Source organism: Pseudomonas sp. RIT-562 (genome assembly GCF_026241895.1).
Lineage (GTDB): Bacteria > Pseudomonadota > Gammaproteobacteria > Pseudomonadales > Pseudomonadaceae > Aquipseudomonas > Aquipseudomonas mandelii_F.
Genome location: NZ_JAPJIV010000014.1, coordinates 51,538 through 76,663, shown reverse-complemented (window position 1 = coordinate 76,663; position 25,126 = coordinate 51,538). Strand labels below are relative to the sequence as shown.

At 58.7% G+C, this 25,126-nt stretch carries 23 protein-coding genes and 1 pseudogene; 8 read left to right on the top strand and 16 right to left on the bottom strand.

The features are described from left to right. Nucleotide 1 precedes the first annotated feature (1 nt). Together ORL50_RS17670 and ORL50_RS17665 are read right to left on the bottom strand one after the other, a co-directional pair. Nucleotides 2–1,735, bottom strand: coding sequence for a phosphoethanolamine transferase CptA (locus ORL50_RS17670; protein ID WP_266016838.1), 1,734 nt, complete (start codon nucleotides 1,733–1,735; stop codon nucleotides 2–4). A gap of 284 nt (nucleotides 1,736–2,019) precedes the next feature. Next, the gene (locus tag ORL50_RS17665; protein WP_266016836.1) at nucleotides 2,020–2,193 is read right to left on the bottom strand and encodes a DUF6026 family protein; all 174 of its coding nucleotides are present in this window, start codon (nucleotides 2,191–2,193) and stop codon (nucleotides 2,020–2,022) included. A 272-nt stretch (nucleotides 2,194–2,465) separates the two neighbouring features. Here ORL50_RS17665 and gnd point away from each other — a divergent pair, with 272 nt between their 5' ends. The 3 genes and pseudogenes from gnd to ORL50_RS17650 all read left to right on the top strand — a co-directional run bounded on the left by gnd (nucleotide 2,466) and on the right by ORL50_RS17650 (nucleotide 5,788). Continuing rightward, nucleotides 2,466–3,446 carry a phosphogluconate dehydrogenase (NAD(+)-dependent, decarboxylating) gene (gnd, locus tag ORL50_RS17660; protein ID WP_266016834.1) on the top strand — a complete coding sequence of 327 codons (981 nt, stop codon included), beginning with the start codon at nucleotides 2,466–2,468 and terminating at the stop codon, nucleotides 3,444–3,446. Next, nucleotides 3,443–4,966 (top strand): glucose-6-phosphate dehydrogenase, encoded by a 1,524-nt coding sequence (gene zwf, locus ORL50_RS17655; RefSeq protein ID WP_266016832.1) that lies wholly within the window; start codon nucleotides 3,443–3,445, stop codon nucleotides 4,964–4,966. Before gnd ends, zwf begins: the two co-directional genes overlap by 4 nt. Next, a pseudogene (locus tag ORL50_RS17650) lies at nucleotides 4,963–5,788 on the top strand (HAD family hydrolase). The gene zwf and the pseudogene ORL50_RS17650 overlap by 4 nt, the downstream one beginning before the upstream one ends. Before the next feature lie 122 nt (nucleotides 5,789–5,910). Here the strand turns inward: ORL50_RS17650 and nhaB are convergent. From nhaB to ORL50_RS17635, 3 genes are all read right to left on the bottom strand, one after another. Then, a complete protein-coding gene (gene nhaB, locus ORL50_RS17645) occupies nucleotides 5,911–7,413 on the bottom strand; it encodes a sodium/proton antiporter NhaB (protein ID WP_266016830.1) in 1,503 nt (500 codons plus the stop codon). 58 nt (nucleotides 7,414–7,471) lie between these two features. Next, nucleotides 7,472–8,761 carry an NHL repeat-containing protein gene (locus ORL50_RS17640; RefSeq protein ID WP_266016828.1) on the bottom strand — a complete coding sequence of 430 codons (1,290 nt, stop codon included), beginning with the start codon at nucleotides 8,759–8,761 and terminating at the stop codon, nucleotides 7,472–7,474. 260 nt (nucleotides 8,762–9,021) lie between these two features. Next, on the bottom strand, nucleotides 9,022–9,288 hold the full coding sequence (locus ORL50_RS17635) for a hypothetical protein (protein ID WP_266016826.1): 267 nt from the start codon (nucleotides 9,286–9,288) through the stop codon (nucleotides 9,022–9,024). A gap of 343 nt (nucleotides 9,289–9,631) precedes the next feature. On the opposite strand from ORL50_RS17635, the gene ORL50_RS17630 reads away from it, so the two are divergent. Further along, nucleotides 9,632–10,957 carry a sigma-54 dependent transcriptional regulator gene (locus ORL50_RS17630; protein WP_266016824.1) on the top strand — a complete coding sequence of 442 codons (1,326 nt, stop codon included), beginning with the start codon at nucleotides 9,632–9,634 and terminating at the stop codon, nucleotides 10,955–10,957. A 988-nt stretch (nucleotides 10,958–11,945) separates the two neighbouring features. Here ORL50_RS17630 and fapF read toward each other — a convergent pair. The 9 genes from fapF to ORL50_RS17585 all read right to left on the bottom strand — a co-directional run bounded on the left by fapF (nucleotide 11,946) and on the right by ORL50_RS17585 (nucleotide 20,393). Continuing rightward, entirely contained in the window at nucleotides 11,946–13,226 is a 1,281-nt protein-coding gene (gene fapF, locus ORL50_RS17625; protein ID WP_266016822.1) for a fibril amyloid transporter FapF, read from the bottom strand. A gap of 46 nt (nucleotides 13,227–13,272) precedes the next feature. Then, nucleotides 13,273–14,073 (bottom strand): fibril amyloid subunit FapE, encoded by an 801-nt coding sequence (gene fapE / locus ORL50_RS17620; protein WP_266016821.1) that lies wholly within the window; start codon nucleotides 14,071–14,073, stop codon nucleotides 13,273–13,275. A gap of 33 nt (nucleotides 14,074–14,106) precedes the next feature. Next, on the bottom strand, nucleotides 14,107–14,790 hold the full coding sequence (gene fapD / locus ORL50_RS17615) for a fibril amyloid maturation endopeptidase FapD (protein WP_266016819.1): 684 nt from the start codon (nucleotides 14,788–14,790) through the stop codon (nucleotides 14,107–14,109). A 59-nt stretch (nucleotides 14,791–14,849) separates the two neighbouring features. Then, a complete protein-coding gene (gene fapC / locus ORL50_RS17610; protein WP_266016817.1) occupies nucleotides 14,850–16,220 on the bottom strand; it encodes an amyloid-like fimbrin subunit FapC in 1,371 nt (456 codons plus the stop codon). A gap of 51 nt (nucleotides 16,221–16,271) precedes the next feature. Next, nucleotides 16,272–16,844 (bottom strand): fibril amyloid subunit FapB, encoded by a 573-nt coding sequence (gene fapB, locus ORL50_RS17605; RefSeq protein WP_266016816.1) that lies wholly within the window; start codon nucleotides 16,842–16,844, stop codon nucleotides 16,272–16,274. A 1-nt stretch (nucleotide 16,845) separates the two neighbouring features. Next, the gene (fapA, locus tag ORL50_RS17600; protein ID WP_266016814.1) at nucleotides 16,846–17,280 is read right to left on the bottom strand and encodes a functional amyloid chaperone FapA; all 435 of its coding nucleotides are present in this window, start codon (nucleotides 17,278–17,280) and stop codon (nucleotides 16,846–16,848) included. Between the two features lie 292 nt (nucleotides 17,281–17,572). Next, complete coding sequence (locus ORL50_RS17595; protein WP_266016971.1) at nucleotides 17,573–18,115, bottom strand: AAA family ATPase; 543 nt, start codon at nucleotides 18,113–18,115, stop codon at nucleotides 17,573–17,575. Next, the gene (pnuC, locus tag ORL50_RS17590) at nucleotides 18,112–18,675 is read right to left on the bottom strand and encodes a nicotinamide riboside transporter PnuC (RefSeq protein ID WP_266016812.1); all 564 of its coding nucleotides are present in this window, start codon (nucleotides 18,673–18,675) and stop codon (nucleotides 18,112–18,114) included. The genes ORL50_RS17595 and pnuC overlap by 4 nt, the downstream gene beginning before the upstream one ends. 83 nt (nucleotides 18,676–18,758) lie before the next feature. Continuing rightward, nucleotides 18,759–20,393 (bottom strand): methyl-accepting chemotaxis protein, encoded by a 1,635-nt coding sequence (locus ORL50_RS17585; RefSeq protein ID WP_266016811.1) that lies wholly within the window; start codon nucleotides 20,391–20,393, stop codon nucleotides 18,759–18,761. A gap of 289 nt (nucleotides 20,394–20,682) precedes the next feature. Between ORL50_RS17585 and ORL50_RS17580 the strand changes: the two genes are divergently transcribed. After that, nucleotides 20,683–21,513, top strand: a complete 831-nt coding sequence (locus ORL50_RS17580) for an undecaprenyl-diphosphate phosphatase (protein WP_266016809.1) — start codon at nucleotides 20,683–20,685, stop codon at nucleotides 21,511–21,513. Beyond that, nucleotides 21,510–21,917, top strand: a complete 408-nt coding sequence (locus tag ORL50_RS17575) for a DUF1294 domain-containing protein (protein ID WP_266016808.1) — start codon at nucleotides 21,510–21,512, stop codon at nucleotides 21,915–21,917. Before ORL50_RS17580 ends, ORL50_RS17575 begins: the two co-directional genes overlap by 4 nt. Here ORL50_RS17575 and ORL50_RS17570 read toward each other — a convergent pair. After that, nucleotides 21,914–22,273 carry an MmcQ/YjbR family DNA-binding protein gene (locus ORL50_RS17570; protein WP_266016806.1) on the bottom strand — a complete coding sequence of 120 codons (360 nt, stop codon included), beginning with the start codon at nucleotides 22,271–22,273 and terminating at the stop codon, nucleotides 21,914–21,916. The two genes, ORL50_RS17575 and ORL50_RS17570, sit on opposite strands and share 4 nt — an antisense overlap. Next, on the bottom strand, nucleotides 22,270–23,178 hold the full coding sequence (locus tag ORL50_RS17565) for a LysR substrate-binding domain-containing protein (protein ID WP_266016804.1): 909 nt from the start codon (nucleotides 23,176–23,178) through the stop codon (nucleotides 22,270–22,272). The genes ORL50_RS17570 and ORL50_RS17565 overlap by 4 nt, the downstream gene beginning before the upstream one ends. A gap of 128 nt (nucleotides 23,179–23,306) precedes the next feature. On the opposite strand from ORL50_RS17565, the gene ORL50_RS17560 reads away from it, so the two are divergent. Both ORL50_RS17560 and ORL50_RS17555 read left to right on the top strand, forming a co-directional pair. Continuing rightward, the gene (locus ORL50_RS17560) at nucleotides 23,307–23,918 is read left to right on the top strand and encodes an FMN-dependent NADH-azoreductase (protein ID WP_266016802.1); all 612 of its coding nucleotides are present in this window, start codon (nucleotides 23,307–23,309) and stop codon (nucleotides 23,916–23,918) included. 166 nt (nucleotides 23,919–24,084) lie between these two features. Beyond that, complete coding sequence (locus tag ORL50_RS17555; RefSeq protein WP_266016799.1) at nucleotides 24,085–25,122, top strand: alpha/beta hydrolase family protein; 1,038 nt, start codon at nucleotides 24,085–24,087, stop codon at nucleotides 25,120–25,122. Nucleotides 25,123–25,126 lie beyond the last annotated feature (4 nt).

Genomic DNA, 25,126 nt, shown 5'->3' with positions numbered 1-25,126 from the left:
ATTATTGCTGAACTACTGCCACTGGCTTGGGTTTCATCAGGCTGAAGTCGATCAGCGGGCGCTGCTGCTTTTCATAGGGATTGCCGATCATCAAAGGCCGTGGCTTGAAGCTGTCGCTGACCAGGCTCTTGCTGCGATCGAGCTCATCGAAGTTCAACCCGGCCATGTCCGCCCAGGTGTGGATCAGGTGCGAACTGCTGTAGGGCCGGCTCAGGTCTCCATCGAAATTCCAGTCATGGGACTCACGCCATTTTGGCGAGGCCCAGGCCATGAACGGGATGGTGTACATCGGCGCGGTCGGCTTGCTTTCGTTGCGACCCAGAGTGCTATGACCCGGCGAGTCGAAGACGTCTTCGCCATGGTCGGACAGGTACAGCAGGAAGCCGTTGGGATCGGTCTTCGCGTAGTCCTTGATCAGGCTCGATACCACGAAGTCGTTGTACAGCACGGCGTTGTCGTAGCTGTTGTAGGTCGGCAGCTGATCGTCACGCACTCCGGCCGGTACACCCTGGCGATCCTTGAACTTGTCGAAGGTCGACGGATAACGGTACTGGTAGCTCATGTGCGTGCCCAGCAGATGCACCACGATCAATTTGCGCGGCGCGGCGTCAGCCAGGGCCTTGTTGAACGGCGCGATGACGTCACCATCGTACTGGGCGGCGTTCTGGTTGCGGTTGTTATTGAGGTACACCTGCTCGTCGGCCTGCTCGGAGAAGGTCGTGAGCATGGTGTTGCGTTTGGTCATGGTCTGCTGGTTGGTGATCCAGAAGGTCTTGTAGCCGGCCTGTTTCATCATGCTGACCAGCGACGGAGTCGACAGGTACAGCGCCGGGTTTTCCTCGTCGGCGAATGTCAGCACCTGTTGCAGCGCTTCGATGGTGTAGGGGCGCGGGGTGATGACGTTGTCAAACACCGACAGCTGATCCTTGAGTTTGTCCAGTTCCGGCGTGGTCGCTCGTGGGTAGCCGTACAGGCTCATACGCTGGCGGTTGGTCGATTCGCCGATGACCAGCACCAGGGTTGCAGGCTGGTTGGCCGCGACGTCGGTGAGGTTCTTCAGCGGGGCGATCTTGCTCGCGCTGTGCAACATATCCTGCATGCCGGCGAGGGTATCGAGATAGCGGTGGTAAGCCACCGCCATTTGCCATGGCACGGCAGGTTCAATGCGCGTTTCGAACTTCTCGAAACCTTCGGCCAGGCTGCCGGTGCGCAAGGTCTGCTTGACCAGCGGATAACCGATCACTGCGACCAGGATGGCCGTGGCCGCCACGAAAGCGCGGCCACGCGGCAGGTACACCGGGCGCAAGCGAGTCCACAGGAAGTAGGCAAACAGCGTGTGGGCGAGGAATGCCGCGACCATCCACCAGGCGAAATACTGGGTCATGTACTCGCCAGCTTCAGAGATGTTCGATTCGAACATGATGAAGATGACGCTCTGGGAAAATTCCTGCTGATAGATGAAGAAGTAACCCAGGCTGGCCATCGAGCACGCCCACAGCACCACGCCGATACAGGCGGCGAGCACGCGGGTCTGGCGGGGAAACAGCAGCATCGGCGCGAGCCAGATGGCACTCATGATGAAGGCCTGGCGAAAGCCAGTGAAGCCTGAGGTGCCAGTCAGTTGAATCAGCAGTTGGGTGATACCGGAAAAGTACCAGAAGAACACAAACAGCCAGGCAAGCCCGGCCCAGTCGAACCCTTTCGCAGTCGTATTGCTGCGTTTGAACAAAGCCATTCAGCGCTCCAGCCTAAATAATCGTCGACCGCCGCCAGTTGAACTGGTCGGCGAACGGGGGCGGCGCGCATACCGAGCGGCCACAATGGGGCCGGAGTATCTATGAGTGGGTGTGAAAAGTTTGTGAGTTGCTGGAGATTGCTGGCCTCGCTCCTACATAGCCCGCGGCGCCCTCGGGGGGTTCGCGAGCAGGCTCGCTCCTACAGGGGTGGGCGTTGATGCAAACGCCGGATGTCAGGCGCCCGGGGTAATCGTCGGCGCCAATCGTGCGGGTGCAGCGGTGATCAGGCGCGCTGTATGACAGGCAGGGCCTGTGGCTGGTGACCTTGGGTCAGTTGGCGCAACTGCGCGAGTTCCTGCTTGAGCAGGTCGCGCTCTTCTTTGAGCTGGCGCAATTCATCACGACGGATCGTGACGTAGAGAGTTTGTGCTGGCCGTGCTGCTTGTACTGTGCCCATTGCTCACCTCGCAAATGGTTGTTTCAACTGTGAACCTGCATCCAATGCCGGACCCTGATTCACTATCGGCTGCAATTTTGATTTCTTTTGCCTTCGAAGGGAACTTTTTTATTTTTCATGGTCGGTGTGTCTTCGCGACGATTCCCGACGTTATCAGTCTGGATCGGGCACAATGCACGGAAACTTCATGCCGACCTGTCTGACTAAGCTGAACAGGTTGCGTTGGGCTATAACCTTTGACACACATTATTTGCAGTAAGGAGCATCAGCACATGCAACTCGGGATTATTGGACTGGGCCGCATGGGCGGTAATATTGCGCGGCGCCTGATGCTCAATGGGCATTCCACCGTTGTCTACGACCGCAATACCGCTTTTGTCGACACCCTGGCCGCCGAAGGCGCCAAGGGTGTCATCGACCTGCCGGCCCTGGTGGCTGGCCTGGCCAAACCGCGTGCGGTCTGGGTCATGCTGCCGGCCGGCGCGCCGACCGAAGACACCATCGACACCCTGAGCACCTTGCTCGAAGCCGGCGACACCATCATCGACGGCGGCAACACCTTTTATAAGGACGACATCCGCCGGGCCAAGAGCCTGTCGGAAAAGGGCCTGCACTACATCGACGTCGGCACCTCCGGTGGCGTCTGGGGCCTGGAGCGCGGTTACTGCATGATGATCGGCGGCGAAGCCGAGGTGGTCAAACGCCTGGACCCGCTGTTCGAAAGCCTCGCACCTGGCATAGGCGACATCCCGCGCACCAAGGATCGCAAGTCCGATGACGACCGTGCCGAACGCGGTTACATCCACGCAGGACCTGCAGGTTCCGGGCACTTCGTGAAGATGATCCACAATGGCATCGAGTACGGAATGATGCAGGCCTTCGCCGAAGGTTTCGACATCCTCAAGACCAAGGCCAGCGAAAGCCTGCCGGAAGACCAGCGCTTCGACCTCAACGTGGCCGACATCGCCGAAGTCTGGCGCCGTGGCAGCGTGGTCTCGTCCTGGTTGCTCGACCTGACCGCAGACGCCCTGGCCAGCGACCCGAAACTCGAGGGTTACTCCGGCTCGGTAGCTGACAGCGGCGAAGGACGCTGGACCATCGAAGCGGCCATGGAGCAGTCGGTACCGGTTCCAGTGCTGTCGAACTCGCTGTTCTCGCGCTACCGTTCACGCGGGCAGGGCACCTTTGGCGACAAGATTCTCTCGGCCCAGCGCTTCGGCTTCGGCGGCCATGTGGAGACTTCGAAAAAATGACCGGCCTGATCCGCAATAAATCCAAGGCAGAACCGGCACCACCCACCACACTGTTCCTGTTTGGTGCCCATGGTGACCTGGTCAAGCGCCTGCTGATGCCGGCGCTGTACAACCTGAGTCGCGATGGATTGCTGGGGGATGGATTGCGGATCATCGGCGTTGACCACAACGCCATCAGTGACGAGGCCTTTGCGCAGAAGCTCGAGGACTTCATCCGAGCGCAAGCCCCCAACAAAGTCGGCAAGGGCGATGAAGCCCTTGATCCGGCGTTGTGGGCAACACTCGCCAAAGGCATCAGCTACGTCCAGGGCGACTTTCTGGACGACAGCACCTATTCAGCCCTGGCGGCGAAAATCGCCGACAGCGGCACCGGCAATGCGGTGTTCTACCTGGCCACCGCGCCACGCTTCTTCAGCGAAGTGGTGCGCCGCCTGGGCGCCGCAAAGCTGCTGAAAGAAACCCCCGAGGCGTTTCGTCGAGTGGTGATCGAGAAGCCTTTTGGCTCCGACCTGCAGACCGCACAAGCCTTGAACGCATGCCTGCTCAAGGTCATGTCGGAAAATCAGATCTACCGGATCGATCACTACCTGGGCAAGGAAACCGTACAGAACATTCTGATCAGCCGGTTCTCCAACAGCCTGTTCGAAGCATTCTGGAACAACCACTACATCGATCACGTGCAGATCACTGCCGCCGAGACCGTCGGCGTGGAAACTCGCGGCAGCTTTTACGAGCATACCGGTGCGTTGCGCGACATGGTGCCCAACCACCTGTTCCAGCTGCTGGCGATGGTTGCCATGGAACCCCCAGCCGCTTTTGGCGCCGACGCGGTGCGCGGCGAGAAGGCCAAGGTGGTCGGCGCGATCCGCCCCTGGTCAGTGGAAGAAGCCCGGGCCAACTCGGTGCGTGGCCAGTACAGCGCCGGTGAAGTTGCGGGCAAGCCATTACCCGGGTATCGCCAGGAAGGCAACGTCGCGCCTGACAGCACCACTGAAACCTACGTCGCGCTCAAGGTGATGATCGACAACTGGCGCTGGGTTGGCGTGCCGTTCTATCTGCGCACCGGCAAGCGCATGAGCGTGCGCGACACGGAAATCGTCATCTGCTTCAAACCGGCGCCTTATGCGCAATTTCGTGATACCGAAGTGGATGAGCTGCAGCCGACTTACCTGCGCATCCAGATCCAGCCCAATGAAGGCATGTGGTTCGACCTGCTGGCCAAACGTCCTGGCCCAGCCTTGAAAATGGCCAATATCGAGCTGGGGTTTGCCTACAAGGACTACTTTGAAATGCAGCCGTCCACCGGCTATGAAACGCTGATCTACGACTGCCTGACCGGCGACCAGACCCTGTTCCAGCGCGCCGACAATATCGAGAATGGCTGGCGCGCCGTGCAGCCTTTCCTCGACGCCTGGCAGCAGGACGCCAGCGTCGAGAGCTATGCCGCCGGTGAAAACGGGCCCCAGGCAGGCGAAGATCTGCTGACCCGCGACGGCCGCGTCTGGCACAGCCTCGGATGAGTGAGTCGACGCCCGCGCCCATCCGCTTCCTGCTCAGCGACATGGACGGTACTTTGTTGCTGCCCGATCACAGTCTGAGCCAGCGCTATCGAGGCCGTTCGATCGTTGCGTGACGCCGGAGTTCTGTTCAGCCTGGCCACCGGGCGTCCGCCCAAAGCCATGTTGCAGCAGATCGAAGCCCTGGGCGTCGATCTGCCGACGGCCGCCTTCAACGGTGGCACGCTGGTCAATCCCGACGGCAGCATCCTGGTTGCCCATTACCTGCCGGCGACCGCTGCCCTGACGGCGTTGGCGTTGTTTGCCGATCGCCCAGACGTGGAAATCTGGGTGTTCAGCGGCGGTGACTGGCTGCTCAAGGACCCAGACGGACCGATGGTGCCAAGAGAGCAACATGGGCTGGGTTATCCGCCGGTGGTGGTCGCAAGCTTCGAACCTTACCTGGAGCGCATCGACAAGATCGTCGCGACCAGCAACAACACTGACTTGTTGATTGAACTCGAAGCCCTGTTATTGCCCAAGGTAGAAGGCCAGGCGCAGGTCTCGCGCTCGCAGCCGGTGTATCTGGACGTGACGGCCATGCAGGCCAACAAGGGCGCGGCGCTGGTGACACTGGCCGAGTTTCTGGGAGTGCCACTGCAGCAGACGGCAGCGCTGGGCGATGGCGGCAACGACCCGGCGATGTTTCACCGGGCCGGCTTGTCAATCGCCATGGGGCAGGCGGAGGAGGCGGTGAAGCGCCAGGCTGATGTCGTCACCGGTTCCAATACCGAAGATGGCGCAGCCCAGGCTATTGAGCAGTACATTCTCCGGACGCGCACCTGAAAACCAATGTGGGAGCGGGCTTGCTCGCGAAGGCGGTGTGTCAGTCAACTATATGGTGAATGACACACCGCCTTCGCGAGCAAGCCCGCTCCCACAGGATCCAGCAGGCCCTCAGGTCCCGTCTACAACCAATAGCTCACCGCATACCACCCCAACACGCCCATCACCACCGTATACGGCAACGCCATCCACACCATCCGCCCATACGACAGGCGAATCAGCGGGGCGATCGCCGAGGTCAGCAGGAACAGGAATGCCGCCTGGCCGTTAGGCGTCGCCACGCTTGGCAAGTTGGTGCCAGTGTTGATCGCAATAGCCAGGGTTTCGAAATGTTCACGGCTCATGTGGCCGGAGACAAACGCCTGCTTCACCTCAGTGATGTAAATGGTTGCGACGAACACGTTGTCGCTGATGGCCGACAGCAGGCCGTTGGCAATGAACAACATGCCCGGTTGTTGTTCTGTCGGTAACGCCAGAACCCACTGAATCAACGGCGTGAACAGCTGCTGATCATGGATCACCGCGACGACCGCGAAAAACACCACCAACAGCGCGGTGAAGGGCATGGCGTCCTTGAACGCATTGCCGATGCGGTGTTCGTCGGTAATGCCGGTGAACGCCGTGATCAGCACGATTACCATCAACCCGATCAGCCCCACTTCAGCGACATGGAAGGCCAGGCACCCGATCAGAATCAACGCGGCCAGGCCCTGTACGATCAGTGCAGCACGCTGGCGTGAAGTACGCTCGGCGTTATCTTGCGCTGCGTAGTTGGCCAGCACGGCGCGAACGTTATCCGGCAGCAGCGTGCCGTAGCCGAACCAGCGCAGTTTTTCCAATAACACGCAGGTCACCAGGCCAGCCACCAGCACCGGCAACGAAACCGGAGCTACCTTGAGGAAGAACTCGGAAAAGTGCCAGCCCATCTCGTGACCAATCAGCAGGTTTTGCGGCTCACCCACCAGGGTGCAAACGCCGCCCAGCGCAGTGCCGACCGCGCCATGCATCAACAGACTGCGCAAGAAGGCGCGAAACTGTTCAAGGTCCTCGTGATGCAATTGCGGCAGGTGACGGTCATCGGCGAAGCCACTGTCCTGGCGCGGGTCATTGCCCGAGGCCACTCGGTGGTACACCGAATAAAAGCCTACCGCCGCGCTGATGATCACGGCGGTCACGGTCAGGGCATCGAGAAAGGCCGACAAAAACGCCGACAAGAAGCAGAACAGCAGCGCCAGCAACGCCTTGGACCGCACGCCGAGCAGCAGCCGCGAGAACAGGAACAACAGCAGGTCTTTCATGAAGTAGATACCTGCGACCATGAACATCAGCAGCAGGATCACCGGGAAGTTGTGCACCAGTTCGTCATACAGCGCCTGGGGCGTGGTCATCTTCAGCAGCAGGGCTTCAACCAGCAGCAGACCGCCGGGCATCAACGGATAGCATTTGAGCGCCATGGCCAGGGTGAAAATAAACTCCAGGACCAGCAACCAACCTGCCGCCACTGGGCCGACCGTCCACAACACCAGGGCGTTGAGAATCAGGAAGCCTACGATGCTCGCCTTGTACCAGCGGGGAGATTGCCCGAGAAAGTTATGCGCGAACGCCTGGGCCATTGAACCGGACATCGGCTGCTCCTTGTTTTAAGAAGCGCGCAAGTTGCCGTAAGAAGCGAGGAATATCAAGTCACCCCAAGTACCGCGCCACAATCGCCCGGTAATTGCCATCCAGCGAATGTCCTCCAACCAGTATCGCCCCATCCGTCTGGGCCACCAGCGAAGTCGCAGTATCCAGGCTGCGCCCCAGCCGAGTACGAACCCACCCCAGGCCATCGCCAAACTGCCGATCCAACTGCCCATCGGGCAGATACCGGGCCAAAATGAAGTCGGCTTCACAGCCGCCAATCGTCCCACCCGCCGCCAGGGTGCAGCCATCCGGCAAGGCCAGTGCCGCGCTCCATTGGCAGCCGCTGCGGCCAATATCCAGCAATGCCGGCTGGCCGCCATGGCAATGACTGTCCGCACGCCCGTTGCTGTGCAACTTCAAGGACAGGCAGTGCATGGGGTCGCGGCTGCTGCCGAAGCAGAGCAGCTCGTCATGGTGCTGCTGGACAATATGACTGACCTGGACGCTGCGCCCGCCGCAATTAAAACTCATGAAACCGTCGACGGCGAAGGTCGTGTCCAATTGCCCGTTTTCGTTGTAGCGGGCGAGCAACCCTTCCTCGGGGAAGTTGATCGAGCCACCCACCAGGATCCGACCATCTCGTTGCAGCAGCAGACTGCTGAGCCAGGTATTCATCAGCAAGTGCCTGACGATCACAAATCCGCGGCCGTTGAATGAACTGTCCAGTGAACCGTTGTGATTCAGGCAGATAAGCAAGCCGACATGATCGGCCAGCTCGAAATGGTGATTGGCCAGCAGCAAGATTCGCCCGTCTGGCTGCAGGCGCAGGTCACAGGCTTCGGCCCCCGGAACGCCGGGCGGCAACCAGGCATCACGCAAGCCCACGGCAAGATTGCCGGGCAGGCGCACCACGCAACGGCCATTTTCACCGAAGGCTCGCACCGGATTCCCGACGTGGTCAAACATCGCCAGGGCTGGAAGCGTCCGGTGGCCATTAAGGTAATGCAGCCCTGCCAGCAGGATATTGCCATTGGGCAGCACAGCAACCTTGCCGGCCATCGCCTCGAAACCATGCTCGAACTGGCCGATGACACTGCCTTGCTCACCGAAAGACAGGTCTGCAGAACCATCGGCCAGCAGGCGCGCCAAACCAAAGCGAGTGCCACCCGCCGTTGCGACCTTAGCGGCAACCAGGATGCGCCCGTTGGAATCGATGGCGACGTGATGGGTCATGCTTGAGAGGCTGCCGGCGAAATACACCTGGGCGATGCCCTTGGCGGCGAACGACAGGTCGAGGTGACCGGCTTGGCTGTGTGTTGCGGGGACGGCTAAGGCAACCTGGATTGACATGCACGCATCTCCTTGCGAGTCGTCGTCCAGAAATTAGGCCTGGCGACCTTATAAGGAAGATATTCAAACCCTGAATGGCAAAACGCACAACTGACAGAAATAACAGGCGGAGGGTCGCTGTGTGCCAGAACAGTGACTTTTTGAACCATTGGCAAGCCTGCCAAGTAATTAATACCTTGGCAGTATCAAAAATACGTGTCGGTTACTTGCTGATACAGCGGAGGGAGACGCGGATTACTGCACAGTAATCCGCGTCGTCATCAGTGTGGCATCGACCACGATTCAAGGTTGTAGCCGTCGCGGCTCAGTTCTTCGCGGGTTTGTTTGAGCACGCGCTCGAGTTGGGCCGGATCGGTGTAGGCACTGCTGGGGATCTGCTTGCGGCCTATACTGCTGTTGGTGCGGTCGATCACTGTCAGGCTGAGTTCACCGTTGCCATCTTGTAGAGACCAGGCCACGCATTGAAAAGGCTGGAATGCGCTGTCTGCAATCAAAAGAGCTTCGTTGATACGGAGCGGGGCGTTCATGGGATTCTCTCTCTATATGCCCAATCAGTAATAGGCCGATGGTCGGGCTGCCCATTCGGCTGGTTACTTGTACTGATGTCCGCAACCTGCAGTCGGGTCACACTCGAACTGAAGAATTTTCGACTTTCTTACACAAAAACTGCTTCTAACGCTGTTTTGAAAGCTGAATGAAAGGTTGAAGTTCGGTAGGTAACTAACCAAGTAGTTTCTTATAACCGATTTGGTGATAGCCCTATAGTCAATCGGTACAAGCAACTGTCAATTTCTTGCTAATGTTACAGCCAGGTCCGCCAAATGACTGTTTTTACTACTATTTAATCGAATTTGGCGCCAAGGAACAGTCATGAACGAAGCGCCTGCCCAACGACGTCTATTAGTGGTTGATCCTTGCGATGACTGCCATCGCTTATTGCCTGGGTTGCGAGCGATAGGCTGGGATGTCGACAGCTGTACTCTGGAAAACGCCCTCGATAAAACCTGTGATGTCGGTCTGTTGCGATTACAACCCTTTCATTTGGAGCGCCCCGAGGCGGTCAAGGAATTGATCAGTCGCAGTGGCACCGAATGGATCGCCGTGCTTAACCAGGAAGTTCTGCGGTTGCAGAATGTCGGGGATTTTGTCTGCGAATGGTTTTTTGACTTTCATACCTTGCCGTTCGATGTTTCGCGCGTACAGGTGACCCTGGGTCGCGCATTCGGCATGGCACGGTTGCGGGGCAAGGGCACTGTGCATGTTGACCAGCCTGAACACGAGCTACTGGGCGACAGCAAGCCGATCCGCGAACTTCGCAGATTGTTGAGCAAGCTCGCGCCCACCGAGTCGCCGGTGCTCATCCGCGGCGAAAGCGGCACCGGCAAAGAACTGGTGGCTCGCACTTTGCACCGGCAATCCCAGCGACACAGCAAACCTTTCGTCGCCATAAACTGCGGTGCCATTCCAGAACATCTGATCCAGTCCGAGTTATTCGGCCACGAGAAGGGCGCATTTACCGGCGCCCACCAGCGTAAGGTCGGCCGGATTGAAGCGGCAAATGGCGGCACGCTGTTCCTCGATGAAATCGGTGACCTGCCACTGGAGTTGCAAGCCAATCTGCTGCGCTTTCTGCAGGAAAAACATATCGAGCATGTTGGCGGCAGCCAGCCAATCCCGGTGGATGTACGGGTGCTGGCAGCGACCCACGTCGACTTGGAGGCGGCAATCGAGAAGAAGCGTTTTCGTGAGGATTTGTACTATCGCCTAAACGTCCTGCAAGTCGTCACTGCACCGCTGCGTGAGCGACATGGCGACTTGTCGATGCTGGCCAATCACTTCTCGCACTTCTACAGCCATGAAACTGGCCGTCGCCCCCGCAGCTTCAGTGATGACGCGCTGATTGCGATGGGTAAACATGATTGGCCGGGCAACGTGCGCGAGCTGGCCAACCGTGTGCGTCGCGGCTTGGTACTGGCCGAAGGGCGGCAAATAGAAGCCCGCGACCTGGGGTTGATCAGCCAGCATGCGGTGGTCGCGCCGATGGGTACGCTTGAGGACTACAAGACCCGGGCTGAGCGCCAGGCGTTGTGTGATGTGCTGAATCGGCATAGTGACAATTTGAGTATTGCGGCTAAGGTGCTGGGGATTTCCAGGCCGACATTTTATCGGTTGTTGCATAAGCATCAGATTCGTTGAGGGTTTTTGGGTTTTTGGGTTTTTGGGTTTTTGGTTTTGTACATATCCGTTGCTGCGGTTACGGCTGCTTATGGTTCCGCCCTTACGGCGGTTTACTTTGAAAAGCGCAAAGTAACCAAACGCTTCTTGCCCCACCACTTGGCACCTCGCTTAGGCTCGGTGTGCCCTCACTCCGGCATTGCTCCGCGGGTCGCCGCGATGGGCCATCCCTGGCCCAGCGCGGCTAAACCGGCATCCTTGCCGGTTTCCCCGCTGCGCAATACCTGCGTTCGGCCAGCGTGGTTAATGGGCGTCCGCGATCAAGAACATGGCCGTGGCGGCCTTCGGGCCGACCAAGGCATCAAGCCGGCGCGCTGCGCTTGTCTGGTCGTGCCTTTCCTCTCGCATTGCCGCCACCCCTCTGTAGGAGCGTGCCTGCTCGCGATGGACGTGAACGATTACGCGTCTTACTGAATAAACACGATTCCCTGTAGGAGCCCGGCTTGCCGGCGATGGCGATCTCGCGGATGCCATCGCCGGCAAGCCGGGCTCCTACAGGGGATTTTGGTTGTGCCAAAAATTCGCGTTCACGTAACACCGCCGATGCAAAGTCGAACTTCGTGCCAGGTCGGCTTTCAGGCCGCCTCGGCCCGGTTTTTGATCACGGACGCCCCGTTAACCACGCTGGCCGAACGCAGGCATTAGGCAGCGGGTAAACCGGCAAGGATGCCGGTTTAGCTGCGCTGGGCCAGGGAGGGCCCATCGCAGCGACCTGCGGAGCAATGCCTGCGTTCGGGCACACCGAGCCTAGGCGAGGTGCCGAGTGGTGGGGCAAGAAGCGTTTGGTTACTTTGCGCCGGGGCGCGCAGCCTTTTCAAAGTAACCCGCCGTAAGGGCGGAACCATTAGCAGCCGTTACACCAACAATGGATATGCACAAAAAACACCCCAAAAAAAACCGCCACAACATAAGTCGCAGCGGTCTTTACCAACATACATCCATACACCCCTCAGAAGTAATAAGGGAATTTCAGGCTAAACGAAAAGTCCGGCGAGTCGTCCGTCAGCCCAATTGCCAAGTTAGGCACGATGGTCAGCTTATCGGTAGCCGCCAACGTCATACCAATGTTGAAGTTCGCCGAGTTGTAGTCACTATTACTAATAGACTGCCAATCCCCGCCATCCGGCTTGATCTTGCTCTTGCGAGCAAACTGATCGGTGAACGAAAACGACATACTCATCTTCTCGTTCAGAGCGAACGCAATACCCGCGCCGACCTGCCAGGAATCCCCCAGTTTCACATCGCCTTTGACCTTGGAACCGACCTGAGCACTGATATCGCTGAAAGAATCCTGCATGTTATAGGTGTACGACAGACTGCCAAACAGCACCGCCGGGTCGAAGGTCTTGACCAGCGAGATGCCGGGCGTGATGGCCCAGACACCGTTACCGGTCGGCAGGTCTTCAGGCACTGCGAGGTTATCGTTGGTGGGGTCACTGACCAGCTTGATGCCATAGGGGTCCTTGCCGGTTGGCGCCTTGATCCGTAGTGTGGCGACCGCGTCAGGCAGGTTGACCGACTCGTCGAGGAATTTGTATGCCACACCAACGTTCACATCGCCAATGGTCGGGTCGCGAGTAACGGTTGCATCCGACGTCACCGGGCCTGCGCCACCTGCACCTCCGGAGGAATAAGTCGACTCTCGATAAACCACGGGCACGTTTATATCGAACTGCCAGCGCTGCGCCAGGTTGTAGCGAGCCGTGAGGTCCAAGGTCCAGTTATCTGCCTTGATACGGTCAAGGTTGATGTTGCCCAGGAAGATCGAGTCCAGTGCCAGGAAGCCATTGAGCGTCAATGCGCGAGTGTCGTAGTGGGTGTAGGTCAGGCCGGTTTCGACGCTGAATTTACCGCCACCGAAGAAGCCACTGGCTTCGTCATACAGGTTGGAAACGCTTGGCGCTGGCTCCGAGTCCTCCTTGAGCGACTGGCCATAGGAACTGCCAGTGGTTCCCGGGGCACCTGCGGCCACCGCCTGCCCCCCCCTGGCCGGGTCGGCGGGGGATTTGGTCAGGCGTTTGGGGGCAGGGGTCGTCGGGGTTTCCTCGACTTGACGCACCCGTTGTTCGAGTACCATCAGCGCGTTTTGCTGTACTTCGTAACGCTTTTTCAACTCCATGAGTTCTTGTTTTAGTGCTTCAACCTGGGGATCCGTCGCTGCGTACAACAGTGTGACCGGAGCCAGGCTACTCAAACAGACGATTGCTCTGAGCGTTAACGATCGGTGCATGGGTTAGCCGTCCCTTCTGACTACTTCTGATGAGACTGAGCGTAGATCAGAATCCGGCACTACGAAGACCTTTGAGTTGGTCCAGATTACCGGTCAGTGACCCGCCTGTAGTCGCACTGTCACGCAGCACCACATTGAACGACGTGAGGTTGCGCACCTGGTTGCTACTTCCGAGCAAAGTCGTGTTCTGCATCAGGCCACCCTGGGCCAGGCGTTGCATGGTGCTGCCCTGATTGTTGTTGGCGACGATGTTGAGTTGCACACCTGTGCCGGTCGACGAAACGCTCAGGGAGCCTGCGCCGCTGTTGCCCACCAGAGTCGTGCCTGCAGTCAGTGCCTGGCCCTGGGGTTGCATGACTGGCGCCTCGTTCGCCTTGGTCACGTTGATATCGACATTGTTGTAGGCAGTGTTGTTGTCGCCGGCCGCCCGCACGACTTGGGTAACACCTTCGGTGGTATTGAGGCCGTTGCCGCCAGTGACGGTGCCGGTGCCGGTCGAAGCGACGGCTGGGCTTGCGCCCCCTGTATTAGTAGCCGAATTGCTCGTGGTGCCTTGCGAACTGCTGGCACCTGGGGTTTTTTCGTCGATCATCGACACATAGAACTGCGGCTTGATCGTCGATTTCTGAATTTGCAGCGAAGAAGTGACGCCGATCAGCTCGCCTTTGGCATTTTCCCAGGTGCTGGTCATGGCGACGCCGAAGCTGATAATCCGTCCGGGCATGACATAGCGGCCGCGCAGGCTCGCCAGTTCCTGATCCTTCAGTTCGATGGGTTTGAATGTCTGTGCTTGTGTTGGCAGGCTGGCAGCCAGGCACACGACGGCCAGCCAGGTTGAAGTGTTCATTGAATGCTCCCGGAGCTTCATGCTCCCTTGTTATTAGAAGAAGTCGCTTTTTATGAACCCGAAATCCATCAGGTCTGCGTCTCGCACCGGGCTGAATGCATTGATACGGTTTTTGGCGGTAAGTGGCACAGGAGGGTCGAGCAAGGCGTTGGTTTTGTCATAGCCCTGACCGATAACGGCAAAGATGATGCCGTTCCAGCCTTTGACAAAGTCTTCGACCTTGAACCGTTTATGACCCAGTACCGGGTCCCCGATATACACCCAGCCATCGTGGACTCTTTGCATGACTACAAAGTGTTTGTAGCCACGAATATCCAGGAGCACCACCACCGGAATTTTCACCTCACTCAAGGTTTCCGGCGCAACCCGATAGCCACGGGCCCGCATGCCGATACTTTCCACGTAACGCTTCATGTCGAGCATGGAAAAGCCCTGGACCCGAACCAGATCCTGGTCGGAGTGGGCCAGCATGCCTTCGATGATCTGTTCTTCATTCACGTCCAGCCAATAGGCCTGACGCAAGATGGTTGCCAGCGCCGCAGCGCCGCAACTGAAGTCGGTTTTCTGCTGTACCAGGTCGGCAAATTTACGCTCGCGAATGCTCTGGATCGGTTTGTACACCACCGCGCCACCCGGCAGGATGACAGACAGCGGCATTTGAGCCGCCTCGATCACACTGGCCATGCAAAGCAAAAATGCCAAGGCGATGATGCGCATGGTAGGACGCCTTCTGGTTGCGTTGAAAAGGCCCCCGTGAGGGGGCCTCCAGACAACGATTAGAACGACTGGTTGGCAATGGACAGCGAGTTGCTTTGTTGGTTACCCACACCAGCAGCCACGTTCACACCCAGGTTGCCGCTGCCGCCGTTAACCGAACCACTGAGGGTTGCGGTGTTGGTGACAGGGTTGGCCCAGCCAGTTGGAGTCAGCACTTGATAAGAGTAAGTATTGCTCAAATCATATGCACTGCTCTCAGCGTAGGCTTTAGCTTTGTCATACGCAGATTCGGACGATTTGCTGCCCGATTTTTCGTATGCCGAGGCCTGGGCTTTTTCGTAGGCTTTGTCATACGATTTTTCGAACGAAGAGTCGTGCGATTTGGTGTACGACTTGTCTACGGTCACGTCCAGAGTGGCGTCGAGCGAAGCGTTGAGCGATCCGCTGGACTCAGAGCTGCTGCTGCGTTCGCGGCGGCCTTCAGTCCAGGTCGCGCTTCTGGCACGTTCTGCTGCAGCGTCAAGCGTAGCGCTCAAAGTAGCGCTCAGAGAAGCGTTCGAAGAACCGCTCGAATCGCTGCTGTGAGAGCCGCTGGCATTCCAGCTGCTGGATCCGCTGGCTGCTGAAGCTTGGGCGCCGGCCAATTCAAAGCTCGAGGAAGCGCTTTGACTGCCACTGGCAACGGACGCATAGCCTTGGGAAGCGCTACCGCTGGCTGTATTGGTAACGGTGATGGTATCCAGGCGATAAGTGCGGTCAGCATTGTTGTTGACTGTCAGGCCTGGGCCACTTTGATTGGCAGAAGCAGTGGCGGTTGCGTTGCCCAGTGGAGCATTGGCGTTAGCAATAGCCATGGTGTTTTTCTGCTGGTTGAGGTCGCCGCCAGCAATGTTGACACCCATGTTGCCGCTGCCGCCGTTAGCCGAACCACTCATTACGGCAGAGGAGGTGCTGCCGAAGTTGTTAACCGTGTTGTTGTTGCTGAACTGGTTAACGGTGGAAGTGGCAGAGGCAGTGCCAAACACGAAGCTGTTATCGAGACTGGAATCCGATGCAGCGTTGGCGATGGCAGCCGCGTTGTCTTGTTGGTTGCCATTACCTGCCGCCACGTTGACGCCGACGTTGCCGCTGGTGCCAGTAGCCGAATTGTTCATCTCAGCTTCGTTTACAGTCCCTTCATTGCGGATGCGGTTGCCAGTGCTGCTTTGGTTATCGATGGCATTGGCAGTCGCATAAACAGGGATCATGGTTGGAGGAGGAGTGCGTGGGCCTCCATTACCGTTACCATTGCCATTGTGATGGCCGTTGTTATGACCATTGTTATGGCCATTGTTATGGCCGTTGTTATCGTTTTGCCCAGCTTGTACAGCAACAGCCATGACCGCAGCAATTGCGAAAACCAGAGGCTTTATTGCCATCGAAGGTTTCATGGTGATTCTCCGTACTTATTTTAGGTTAAGTGTTGTTATTACCTGTTTGGGTCAATCCGCGACCCGTATGCTCAGGGTGTTACCCATTCGATTTCCCACCCCGGCACTCTGATTCAACTGAATTACCCCGCGGCTACCGGTGAAAGCCTGGTCACTGGTGGTGACCTGGCGATAGCCTGGTGCAGAGTCAATTGCATCGGAGTTGTTGAGCAGCGCCACGTTCTGTTGCATGAGGACGCTGTCGTCGATACTTTGCGGCTGGTCACTGACGCTGATGCGCAGTGCGTTCGCCTGCTGGTTGCTGGCGCCGGAGCTCTGGTTCACGCCCAGTGCACCGTTGCCGCGACTGAAGGAGTCGCCTTGAATGCTGGAGCTGGCATCCATCGCCGGGTTGCCAACGCTACCTGAGCGCTGGCGAATCTGCGTGGTCGCACTGGCGCCGTGGCCAATGGCGATAGCTCGGGCGTTGGCCTGTTGTTGCTGATCGCCAGCCGCCTGGTTAACCGTAAGGTTGCCTTGGTATTGCATGCCGGAATTATCGATTTCGGCGTTGTTGATCACCGGAGATTGGGCGAAGGTTGATGCACTGCAAAACATGGCGATGACGAGCAGCGTGCGGTTCATCCTAACGGCCTCCCGTTATGATGTTCAGCGTGCCCAGACCCTTGGTCATACTTGAATTGACCATGTTGGCAATGCCGCCACCCGAATTTCCCGAACGCCCGGCGGGCTGGTTGGAAAGTTGGGTTTGGTTCATATTGCCGGTCAGGTTATTGGTGTTCTGCGTGACCATGCGCGAAATACTGGCGCCGCTGGCAACGTTGGCAAAGTCGCCATCGCTCAACTCATTCGTCTGTTTGAGAATATGTTGAGACGGGTTGGCGTTGACGGTAGTCGGGTTCGGATCGGGGACCAGCGGAGGAATAACGGCATTGCGTGTTTGCACATCACGCTTGATTGTAATGATGCCGTTATCGGCATGTGCAGGCAGTGAGGCACTGATGGCGAGTGCGCATCCAATCAGTAGCAGGCCATAGATGCGATTATCGAATTTCCCCACGGCGGCAATTCCTTCTGTAAGTGAACGCTGGCCCTTATCAGCGTTGCGAAGGAGAGAGCAGAAGGTGTGCCGCTTTTGGGTTTTTCTTTAAATACAGATAGTTAACTTAATATTTAGGTTTGCTGGTTTGAGTTTTGTAAAGTCGGTGAGACAGAGTTGGGGAATATTCCCCGCAATTGAGGCGCTGGCGCTCGCTAACGCCGCCAAAGAGATGTTGTCTCATTGACTTAACAGTTTCGCGAATAACCCGCCAAGCCGCTTTAGCTCGTGGGTTTTCGCGTCAGGGTGTGTTTCAGGAATGGACAGTTGCAGCCGGTTGAAGCAAGCGTGATACGGCTTCGAAAGCCGCGACCTTGCGTTCCTGCCAGTCACCTTGCAGGACCTGGAAGGGCTGGTGGTGCTGTTGGAGCCATTGCTCGGTAGCCTGGAAAAATGCCTGACGTTCTGCCAGGTGTGGTTGGCAACGCTGGCCGTCGTCGTGCCAGTTGACGGCTTCCGGGCTGAGCAACAAATGCAGGTCGTAGTGCCGGGCCAGCAATGCCTGCTCGATCCAGGCCGGGCAGGCGCCAAACAAGGTGTTGCTCCAGAGGATATTGCTCAACAGGTGGGTGTCGAGAATCAGCAGCGACGGTTGCCCGGCGCGAGCCGCGTCCTCCCAGGCCAACTGGCCTTGGGCTATGGCTTCGATGTCTGCGTAGCAGGTGTCGCGAGCTTGGCTGTCGATGAAATGCCGAACGTATTCGCCGACCAGCACACCGCCAAAATGCGCCTGGATCAAGTTGGACAGCCAGCTCTTGCCGCTGGATTCCGGACCTGTGAGCACCACGATCTTCATGCGCGCAACGCCAGGTCGGAGCGCCATTCACGCCAGCCCTGGATCGCTATCAGGGTGAACAGCGTGTAAAGACCGGCGGTGAGGTACATGCCTTTGTAAATGAACAGCCCGACGAAAATCACGTCCAGCACGATCCACAGCGGCCAGCATTGCACGCGCTTCTGTGCCATCCACAGTTGCGCCACCAGACTAAACCCTGTGAGCGCGGCATCCAGCCAGGGTTGCGCCGCATCGGTCCAGTGCGCCATCGCTGCCCCCAGCGCGAGGCTGCCGATGGCGCCCAGGGTCAAGCTCAAGGCGATCGGTGCCGCCGTGAGCTGGCTGACCTGGCGCCCCAGCCGTTGATCACCGCCGCGCGTCCACTGCCACCAGCCGTACACTTGCAACGCGGCGTAGACCACCTGCAGCAGCATGTCCGAGTACAGCTTCACCTCGAAAAATACCCAGCTATAGAGCAGGACCATGACCAGGCCGATCGGCCAGCACCAGGGATTCTGTTTGACCGTCAACCAGACGGCGATGACACCGAGGGCGGCGGCAAACAGTTCTAGCCCGGACATGAAAGCTCCTTGGGAGGGGAAGGGGAGCGGATTGTACCGGACAGCCGCCACGCTGGCAGCGTCATTGTTGTCGGAGTATTTCGTTACACCCGAAACTGCTTGAGCAAGCCATTCAACTGCTCACTCAACCCCTTGAGCCGCACACTGGCCACGCTCGATTGCTCGGCCGCCAGCGCAGTGCTGTGGGACAAACCAGCGGCCTGGGTCACGTTCTGGTTGATATCCTCCACCACATGCGCCTGCTGCAAGGTGGCGCTGGCGATGGAGGCGTTCAGGCCGTTGAGGTTGCGCAAGGCCTGGCCGATGGCACTCAAGCTCGCGCCGGCGAGGCCTGCCTGTTCGATGGTCAGTTGCGATGCGCGGCTGCTGTCGCCGATCACCTTGACGGCTGCTTCCGAATGATTCTGCAAACGCTCGATCATCGACTGAATCTCGGCCGTGGATTTCTGCGTGCGCTGCGCCAGCAACCTGACCTCGTCCGCCACTACCGCAAACCCGCGCCCCTGCTCACCGGCCCGGGCGGCTTCAATGGCGGCGTTGAGTGCCAACAGATTGGTTTGCTCGGCAATCGAGCGGATCACTTCGAGCACCGTGCCAATTTGCGTACTTTCGGCGGCCAAGGTGCGAATCACTTCAACCGCCTGTTCGATAGTCCCGGACAATTTGTCGATTTGCTGCAAACTGCCGTCGATGTTCACCTGACCCTGCTGCGCCTGGGTTTGCGCATCGCGCATTTCGCTGGCGGCATGCTCGGCATTCTTCGCCACGTCCTGAACTCCGTACGTGACCTCGTTGATCGCCGTTGCCACCAGTTCCATTTGCTGGGACTGCTGCTGGCTGCGTTGTTGCGCCTCGGCGGCGTCATTGCCCAAGGCGCTGGACGATTCACCGAGATCGCTGGCGGAGATTTGCAGCTGACCAATGACCAGACGCAATTTGGCCGTAAACGCATTGAAGTGCTGGGCCAGTTGCGTGACCTCATCGCGACCATGGGTGTCGAGGCTGCGGGTCAGATCACTCTCACCGCTGGCGATATTGGCCATGGCATTCACGGTTTCCTGCAGGGGACGCACGATGCTGCGGGCAATCAGGATCACCAGCAGCGCCATGATTGCCGCGATCACCAGGCCGACCAGTGTCGCTTTCCACACCTGGGCGTAGAACTCGCCTTGCATGTCATCAATGTAGACACCAGAACCGATCACCCAGCCCCAGGGCTCGAACAACTTGACGTAGGAGGTTTTCTCTACCGGCTCACTGGCACCGGGCTTGGGCCAGCGATAGTTGACCGTGCCGGCACCCTTGGCCTTGGCCACCGCGACCATCTCGTTGAACAGGGCAAAGCCGTCCGGGTCGCGGATCGCTGATAAATTCTGGCCATCGAGTTTGGGGTTGGCCGGGTGCATGACCATGACCGGGACCAGGTCGTTGATCCAGAAGTAATCGTTCTGGTCGTACCGCAGGCCACGCACCGCCGTCAGCGCCTGCTTCTGCGCCGCCTCGCGGGTCAGCGCGCCGGTGGTTTCGAGGTCGTGGTAATAGTTGAGGATGCCGCTGGCGGTCTGCACCACGTGCTGGGTTTTCTGCGCCTTGGCTTGGTACAAGTCGGAGTGAATCTGCCTGAGCATCAATCCGCCCAGCGTCATCAGCATCATCACGGCCACAATCAGGATGAGCCACAGGCGGCGACTGATCGACATAGTGCGCAAGCTGTTCATAAGGCGGTTACTCCGGTTTCTTGTTCTTGTCATAAAGGATCGCCAGCATTTCACCCCGGATGGCAGGCTCGGGTTTGCACACAAGACCAATACTCGGCAGCGTAAAACGGACTTGTCTGATAGGATTTCGGCCCCGCGCGCCAAAACCTGAATCCGGCATGAACTTTCTACGCCAAGTCGTGGTTTATCCAGAGGTTGCGGCTCGCGGTGCGACAACCAGACTGATCGCAGTAAATGCATTGAAAATATTAACGGGGCATGCCGACGAGCATCGCTTCTTGGGGGATTGATGGATCTTTGGACCGCCTTTCAGGCATTGATACTAGGCGTTGTAGAAGGGCTGACGGAGTTTCTGCCCATTTCCAGTACCGGACACCAGATTATCGTCGCGGACCTGCTCAACTTCGGTGGTGAGCGGGCCATGGCGTTTAACATCATCATCCAGCTCGGAGCGATCCTGGCGGTGGTGTGGGAGTTTCGCCGCAAGATTCTTGACGTCGTCATCGGCTTGCCGACCCAGCCCAGCGCTCGCCGCTTTACCGTCAACCTGTTGATCGCGTTCACGCCGGCGGTGGTGCTGGGGGTGATTTTTGCCGACCTGATCCATCATTACCTGTTTAACGCCGTCACCGTGGCGACGGCGCTGGTCGTCGGCGGTATCGTCATGTTGTGGGCCGAGCGCCGCGAGCATGAAGTGCACGCCGAGACGGTGGATGAGATCACCTGGAAAGATGCCCTGAAAGTCGGTTTTGCCCAGTGCCTGGCGATGATTCCTGGCACTTCGCGGTCGGGCTCGACCATCATCGGCGGCTTGCTGTTCGGCCTGTCGCGCAAAACGGCCACCGAGTTCTCGTTCTTCCTGGCCATGCCGACCATGGTCGGTGCCGCCGTGTACTCGGGCTACAAGTACCGCGACCTGTTCGTTCCGGCGGACTTCCCGGTGTTTGCCGTGGGCTTCGTCACCGCGTTCATCTTCGCGATGATCGCGGTACGTGGGCTGCTCAAGTTCATCGCCAACCACAGTTACGCCGTGTTCGCCTGGTACCGCATCGCGTTCGGTTTGCTGATCCTCGCCACCTGGCAGTTCGGCTGGGTTGACTGGACCGCGGCCAAGCCATGATCGACAGCAGCGCGCGCCCTGGCAAAATCCGCAATCCACGACTCAAATCGCTGGTATTTGCGCTGGTGTGCGCGCTGCCGCTGACCGGCTCGGTATTGATGTGGCTGCAGGGGATCTCGCTGATTCCCCTGGCCGCCTACGGCATCGTCAGTGTGCTGGCGTTCTTGCTCTACTGGAGCGACAAGCACAAGGCTCGCACCGATCGTTGGCGCACCCCGGAGAATGTCCTGCACGCCGTGGAACTGGCCGGTGGCTGGCCAGGTGCCCTGGTGGCGCAGCAAGTATTTCGGCACAAGACCCGCAAGATTTCCTATCAGGTCCTGTTCTGGGCCATCGTCCTGCTGCACCAGGTGTTCTGGATCGACCAGCTGTTCCTCGGCGCCCATTTGTTCGCGCTGTTCTAGAGCAACAGTCCCACCTGGGTACGCTTGGGCAATTTGCTGACCACCAACTGGTGGGAGCGTTGCAATAATGCCTGCAGTTCTTCAGCGCCCAGCGGGTAGGGCGCGTCCATGATGATCCATTGGGCCCGGGCCAGGTAAGGCGCGGGATGGATGCCGGGGCGGTCGCAGTGTCCCAGAAACAGATCCTTGTCGACCTTGAAGGCCAGCGAGTCGCCGCGCAAACCCTGTAGCGCGAACATCTTGTTTGCGGCGATGGAAAATACCCGCACGCCACCCCATTTGTAGTCTTCCCGGGCACCCGGCAAGGCCAGGCAAAACTGCGCTACATCCGCTTCGCTCATCCGTGCAGTCTTCATAACAGTCGCTCTCCACAGGCGTTGAATGACTCGACCAGGTGATCGATCCAGGCGCGAACCGCCGGCATCACGCCCCGTCGATGCGGGTAGACAGCCTGCAGCCAGCCGCCGGGCAATGACCATTCAGGCAGCAGTTGCACCAGTGAACCGTCGTGCAATTCCTGCTCGCAGTACATCATCGGCAGCATGGTGAAGCCCTGTCCGGCCAGCGTGCACGCCTTGCGCACGATGAAATCGTCAATGCCCAGGCGCGCTTCCAGGGCAAGGTCGAAGCTCTTGCCGTGCTGGTCGAGCAGGCGGATATGCATCAGCCGATCCGCTTCCAGGGCTCCCAGGGCCGGGAGGTTTTTCAATTCTTCGGGATGAGTGATCTCGCGCTGCAGAAGAAAACCCGGGCTGGCCACCAGGGCCATCTGTGCCTGGCGCAGCCGACGAGTAACCAGCTGCGGGTCTTCATCGCCCAGCTCCCGCACGCGCAGGGCCACATCGATGCCTTCGGTAACCAGGTCGACGCGGCGGTTGAGCAGCATCACTTCCAGCTGCACCTGGGGAAACTTTTCGAGGAAGTTGCTGATGACACCGGGCAGAATTTCATGGACCAAACCGACCGGACAGGACACCCGCAGCCGCCCTCGCGGTTCGCTGGACATGCTGGCCACGGCTTCGTCAGCCATTTCGGCTTCCAGCAACATGGCCTGGCAGTGGCGCAAATAGCGCTCGCCTACGGCGGTTAATTTGAGCTGGCGCGTAGTGCGCTGTAGCAGGCGTGCACCCAGGCGCTCTTCCAGTTCGGCAATGCGCCGTGACAGGCGCGACTTGGGAATGCCCAACACGCGCCCCGCAGCGGCGAAACCACCGGCTTCGACCACCTTGGCAAAATAATAGAGATCGTTGAGATCTTGCATGGCCAGTCCGATTGTTCTATCAGTGGGACGAATAATCGCATTGTTGCTGACTAATCGGCTATTGGTTTCATCTGTAGGATTCACTCCATCAGATCGCCGGCTGGCGATCATCACCTTGGAGTTCCCTTATGAAACTGTTGCATATCGATTCGAGCATTCTGGGTGACAACTCGGCGTCCCGTCAGCTGAGCAGCGAAGTAGTCAACGCATGGAAGGCCGCTGAAGCAGGTACCGTGGTGACTTACCGTGACCTGGCCGCCGATGCCATCAGCCATTTCTCTTCCACCACCCTGGTCGCGGCCGGCACCACTGCCGAGTTGCGTAACGCTGCGCAACAACACGAGGCCGATCTGAGCGCCACGACCCTGGCTGAATTCCTCGCCGCCGATGCCGTAGTCATTGCCGCACCGATGTACAACTTCACTATTCCGACCCAGCTCAAGGCCTGGATCGACCGCATCGCGGTGGCCGGCCAGACTTTCCGCTATACCGAAGCCGGCCCTGAAGGCCTGTGTGGCGGTAAGAAGGTGGTGATTGTGTCGACTGCAGGCGGCCTGCACGCCGGTCAGGCGAGTGGCGTAGCCCATGAAGACTATTTGAAGCTGCTGTTTGGCTTCCTCGGTATCACCGACATCGAGTTCGTGCGTGCCGAAGGCCTCGCCTATGGTGACGAAGTGCGCACTAAAGCCATGAATGACGCACACACGCGCATCAATGAGCAGTTGTTCGCCGCCGCGTAAGGCTTGGGTAAAGAGCTGAAACAGCTCAGGCAATACACAAAAAACTCTGTATTCTGGAAGCGCAAGCGCCAGGTACGGAGTTTTTTGTTTCTGGCTATTTCATAGATGGCCCGAGTCGTGCAGCACAGGTTGTGGTCACAGGTCGGGTAACAGGGTAGGGCGTTCCATGGTGCGTCTTTGTGCAGCATTGCTGATGAGCCTGTGCGCCAGCCTGAATTTGGTGCACGCGGCGCCTGCGCTGCATCCCCACTGGAGCGTCGGGTATCACGAGATGACGTTTCTCGACCCCCTGGACTTGCAGCCGATGCGCGCCATTGCGTTCTATCCGTCGAGCGCCAAGGAGCACGCAAGCCAGCTTGAAGGCTACTCGGTCGAAGCGGGCGAGGACATCCCGGTGGCCATCGGTCGTTACCCGATGCTGATGTTATCCCACGGAAATACCGGCACGCCCCTGGCCTTGCATGACCTGATGACCTCGCTGGCGCGCAAGGGCTTTGTGGTGGTGGCGGTAATCCATCCGGGTGACAACTCCAAGGACCACAGTCGTCTCGGCACCTTGAGCAACCTCTATGGCCGGCCGATCCAGATTTCCGAAGCCATCACTGCCACCCTGGGCGATGCGATGCTTGCGCCATTCGTCAATGCCGGGCAAGTCGGGGTGATCGGTTACTCGGCAGGCGGCGAAACCGCGTTGATTCTCTCCGGCGCAACCCCCGATCTTGATCGCCTGCGCCGATATTGCCAGGAGCGTCCGGACGATCGCGACGCCTGCAACACCCAGGGCGAACTGATCGTCGACCGCGATGACCTGCAGCCTGTGGCCGATCCACGAGTGCATGCCTTGCTGCTGATGGCGCCATTGAGTCTCAAGTTCGGCCGACATACGTTGGCGGACGTGCACGTGCCGGTGCTGCTCTACAGCGGTGACGGTGACAAGCTGGTGGCTTTCGACAAAAACGCCGCCGCCCTGGCGCGCAAACTGCCGATCGCCCCGGATTTCAAGTTGCTGGCCGGCGCCGGGCATTTCGTGTTTATGGCACCCTGTAATGCAGAGCAGATAGCCGCGATGCCAGCACTGTGTACCGATGCCGATGGGGTTGATCGCGAGGATATTCATCGCAACATGATCAGCGAGGCGGGGCGGTTCTTTTCTCGGACGTTGGCCATGCCAAACCGCGCAGGCATGCAGACCGCCGATCAGTAACACC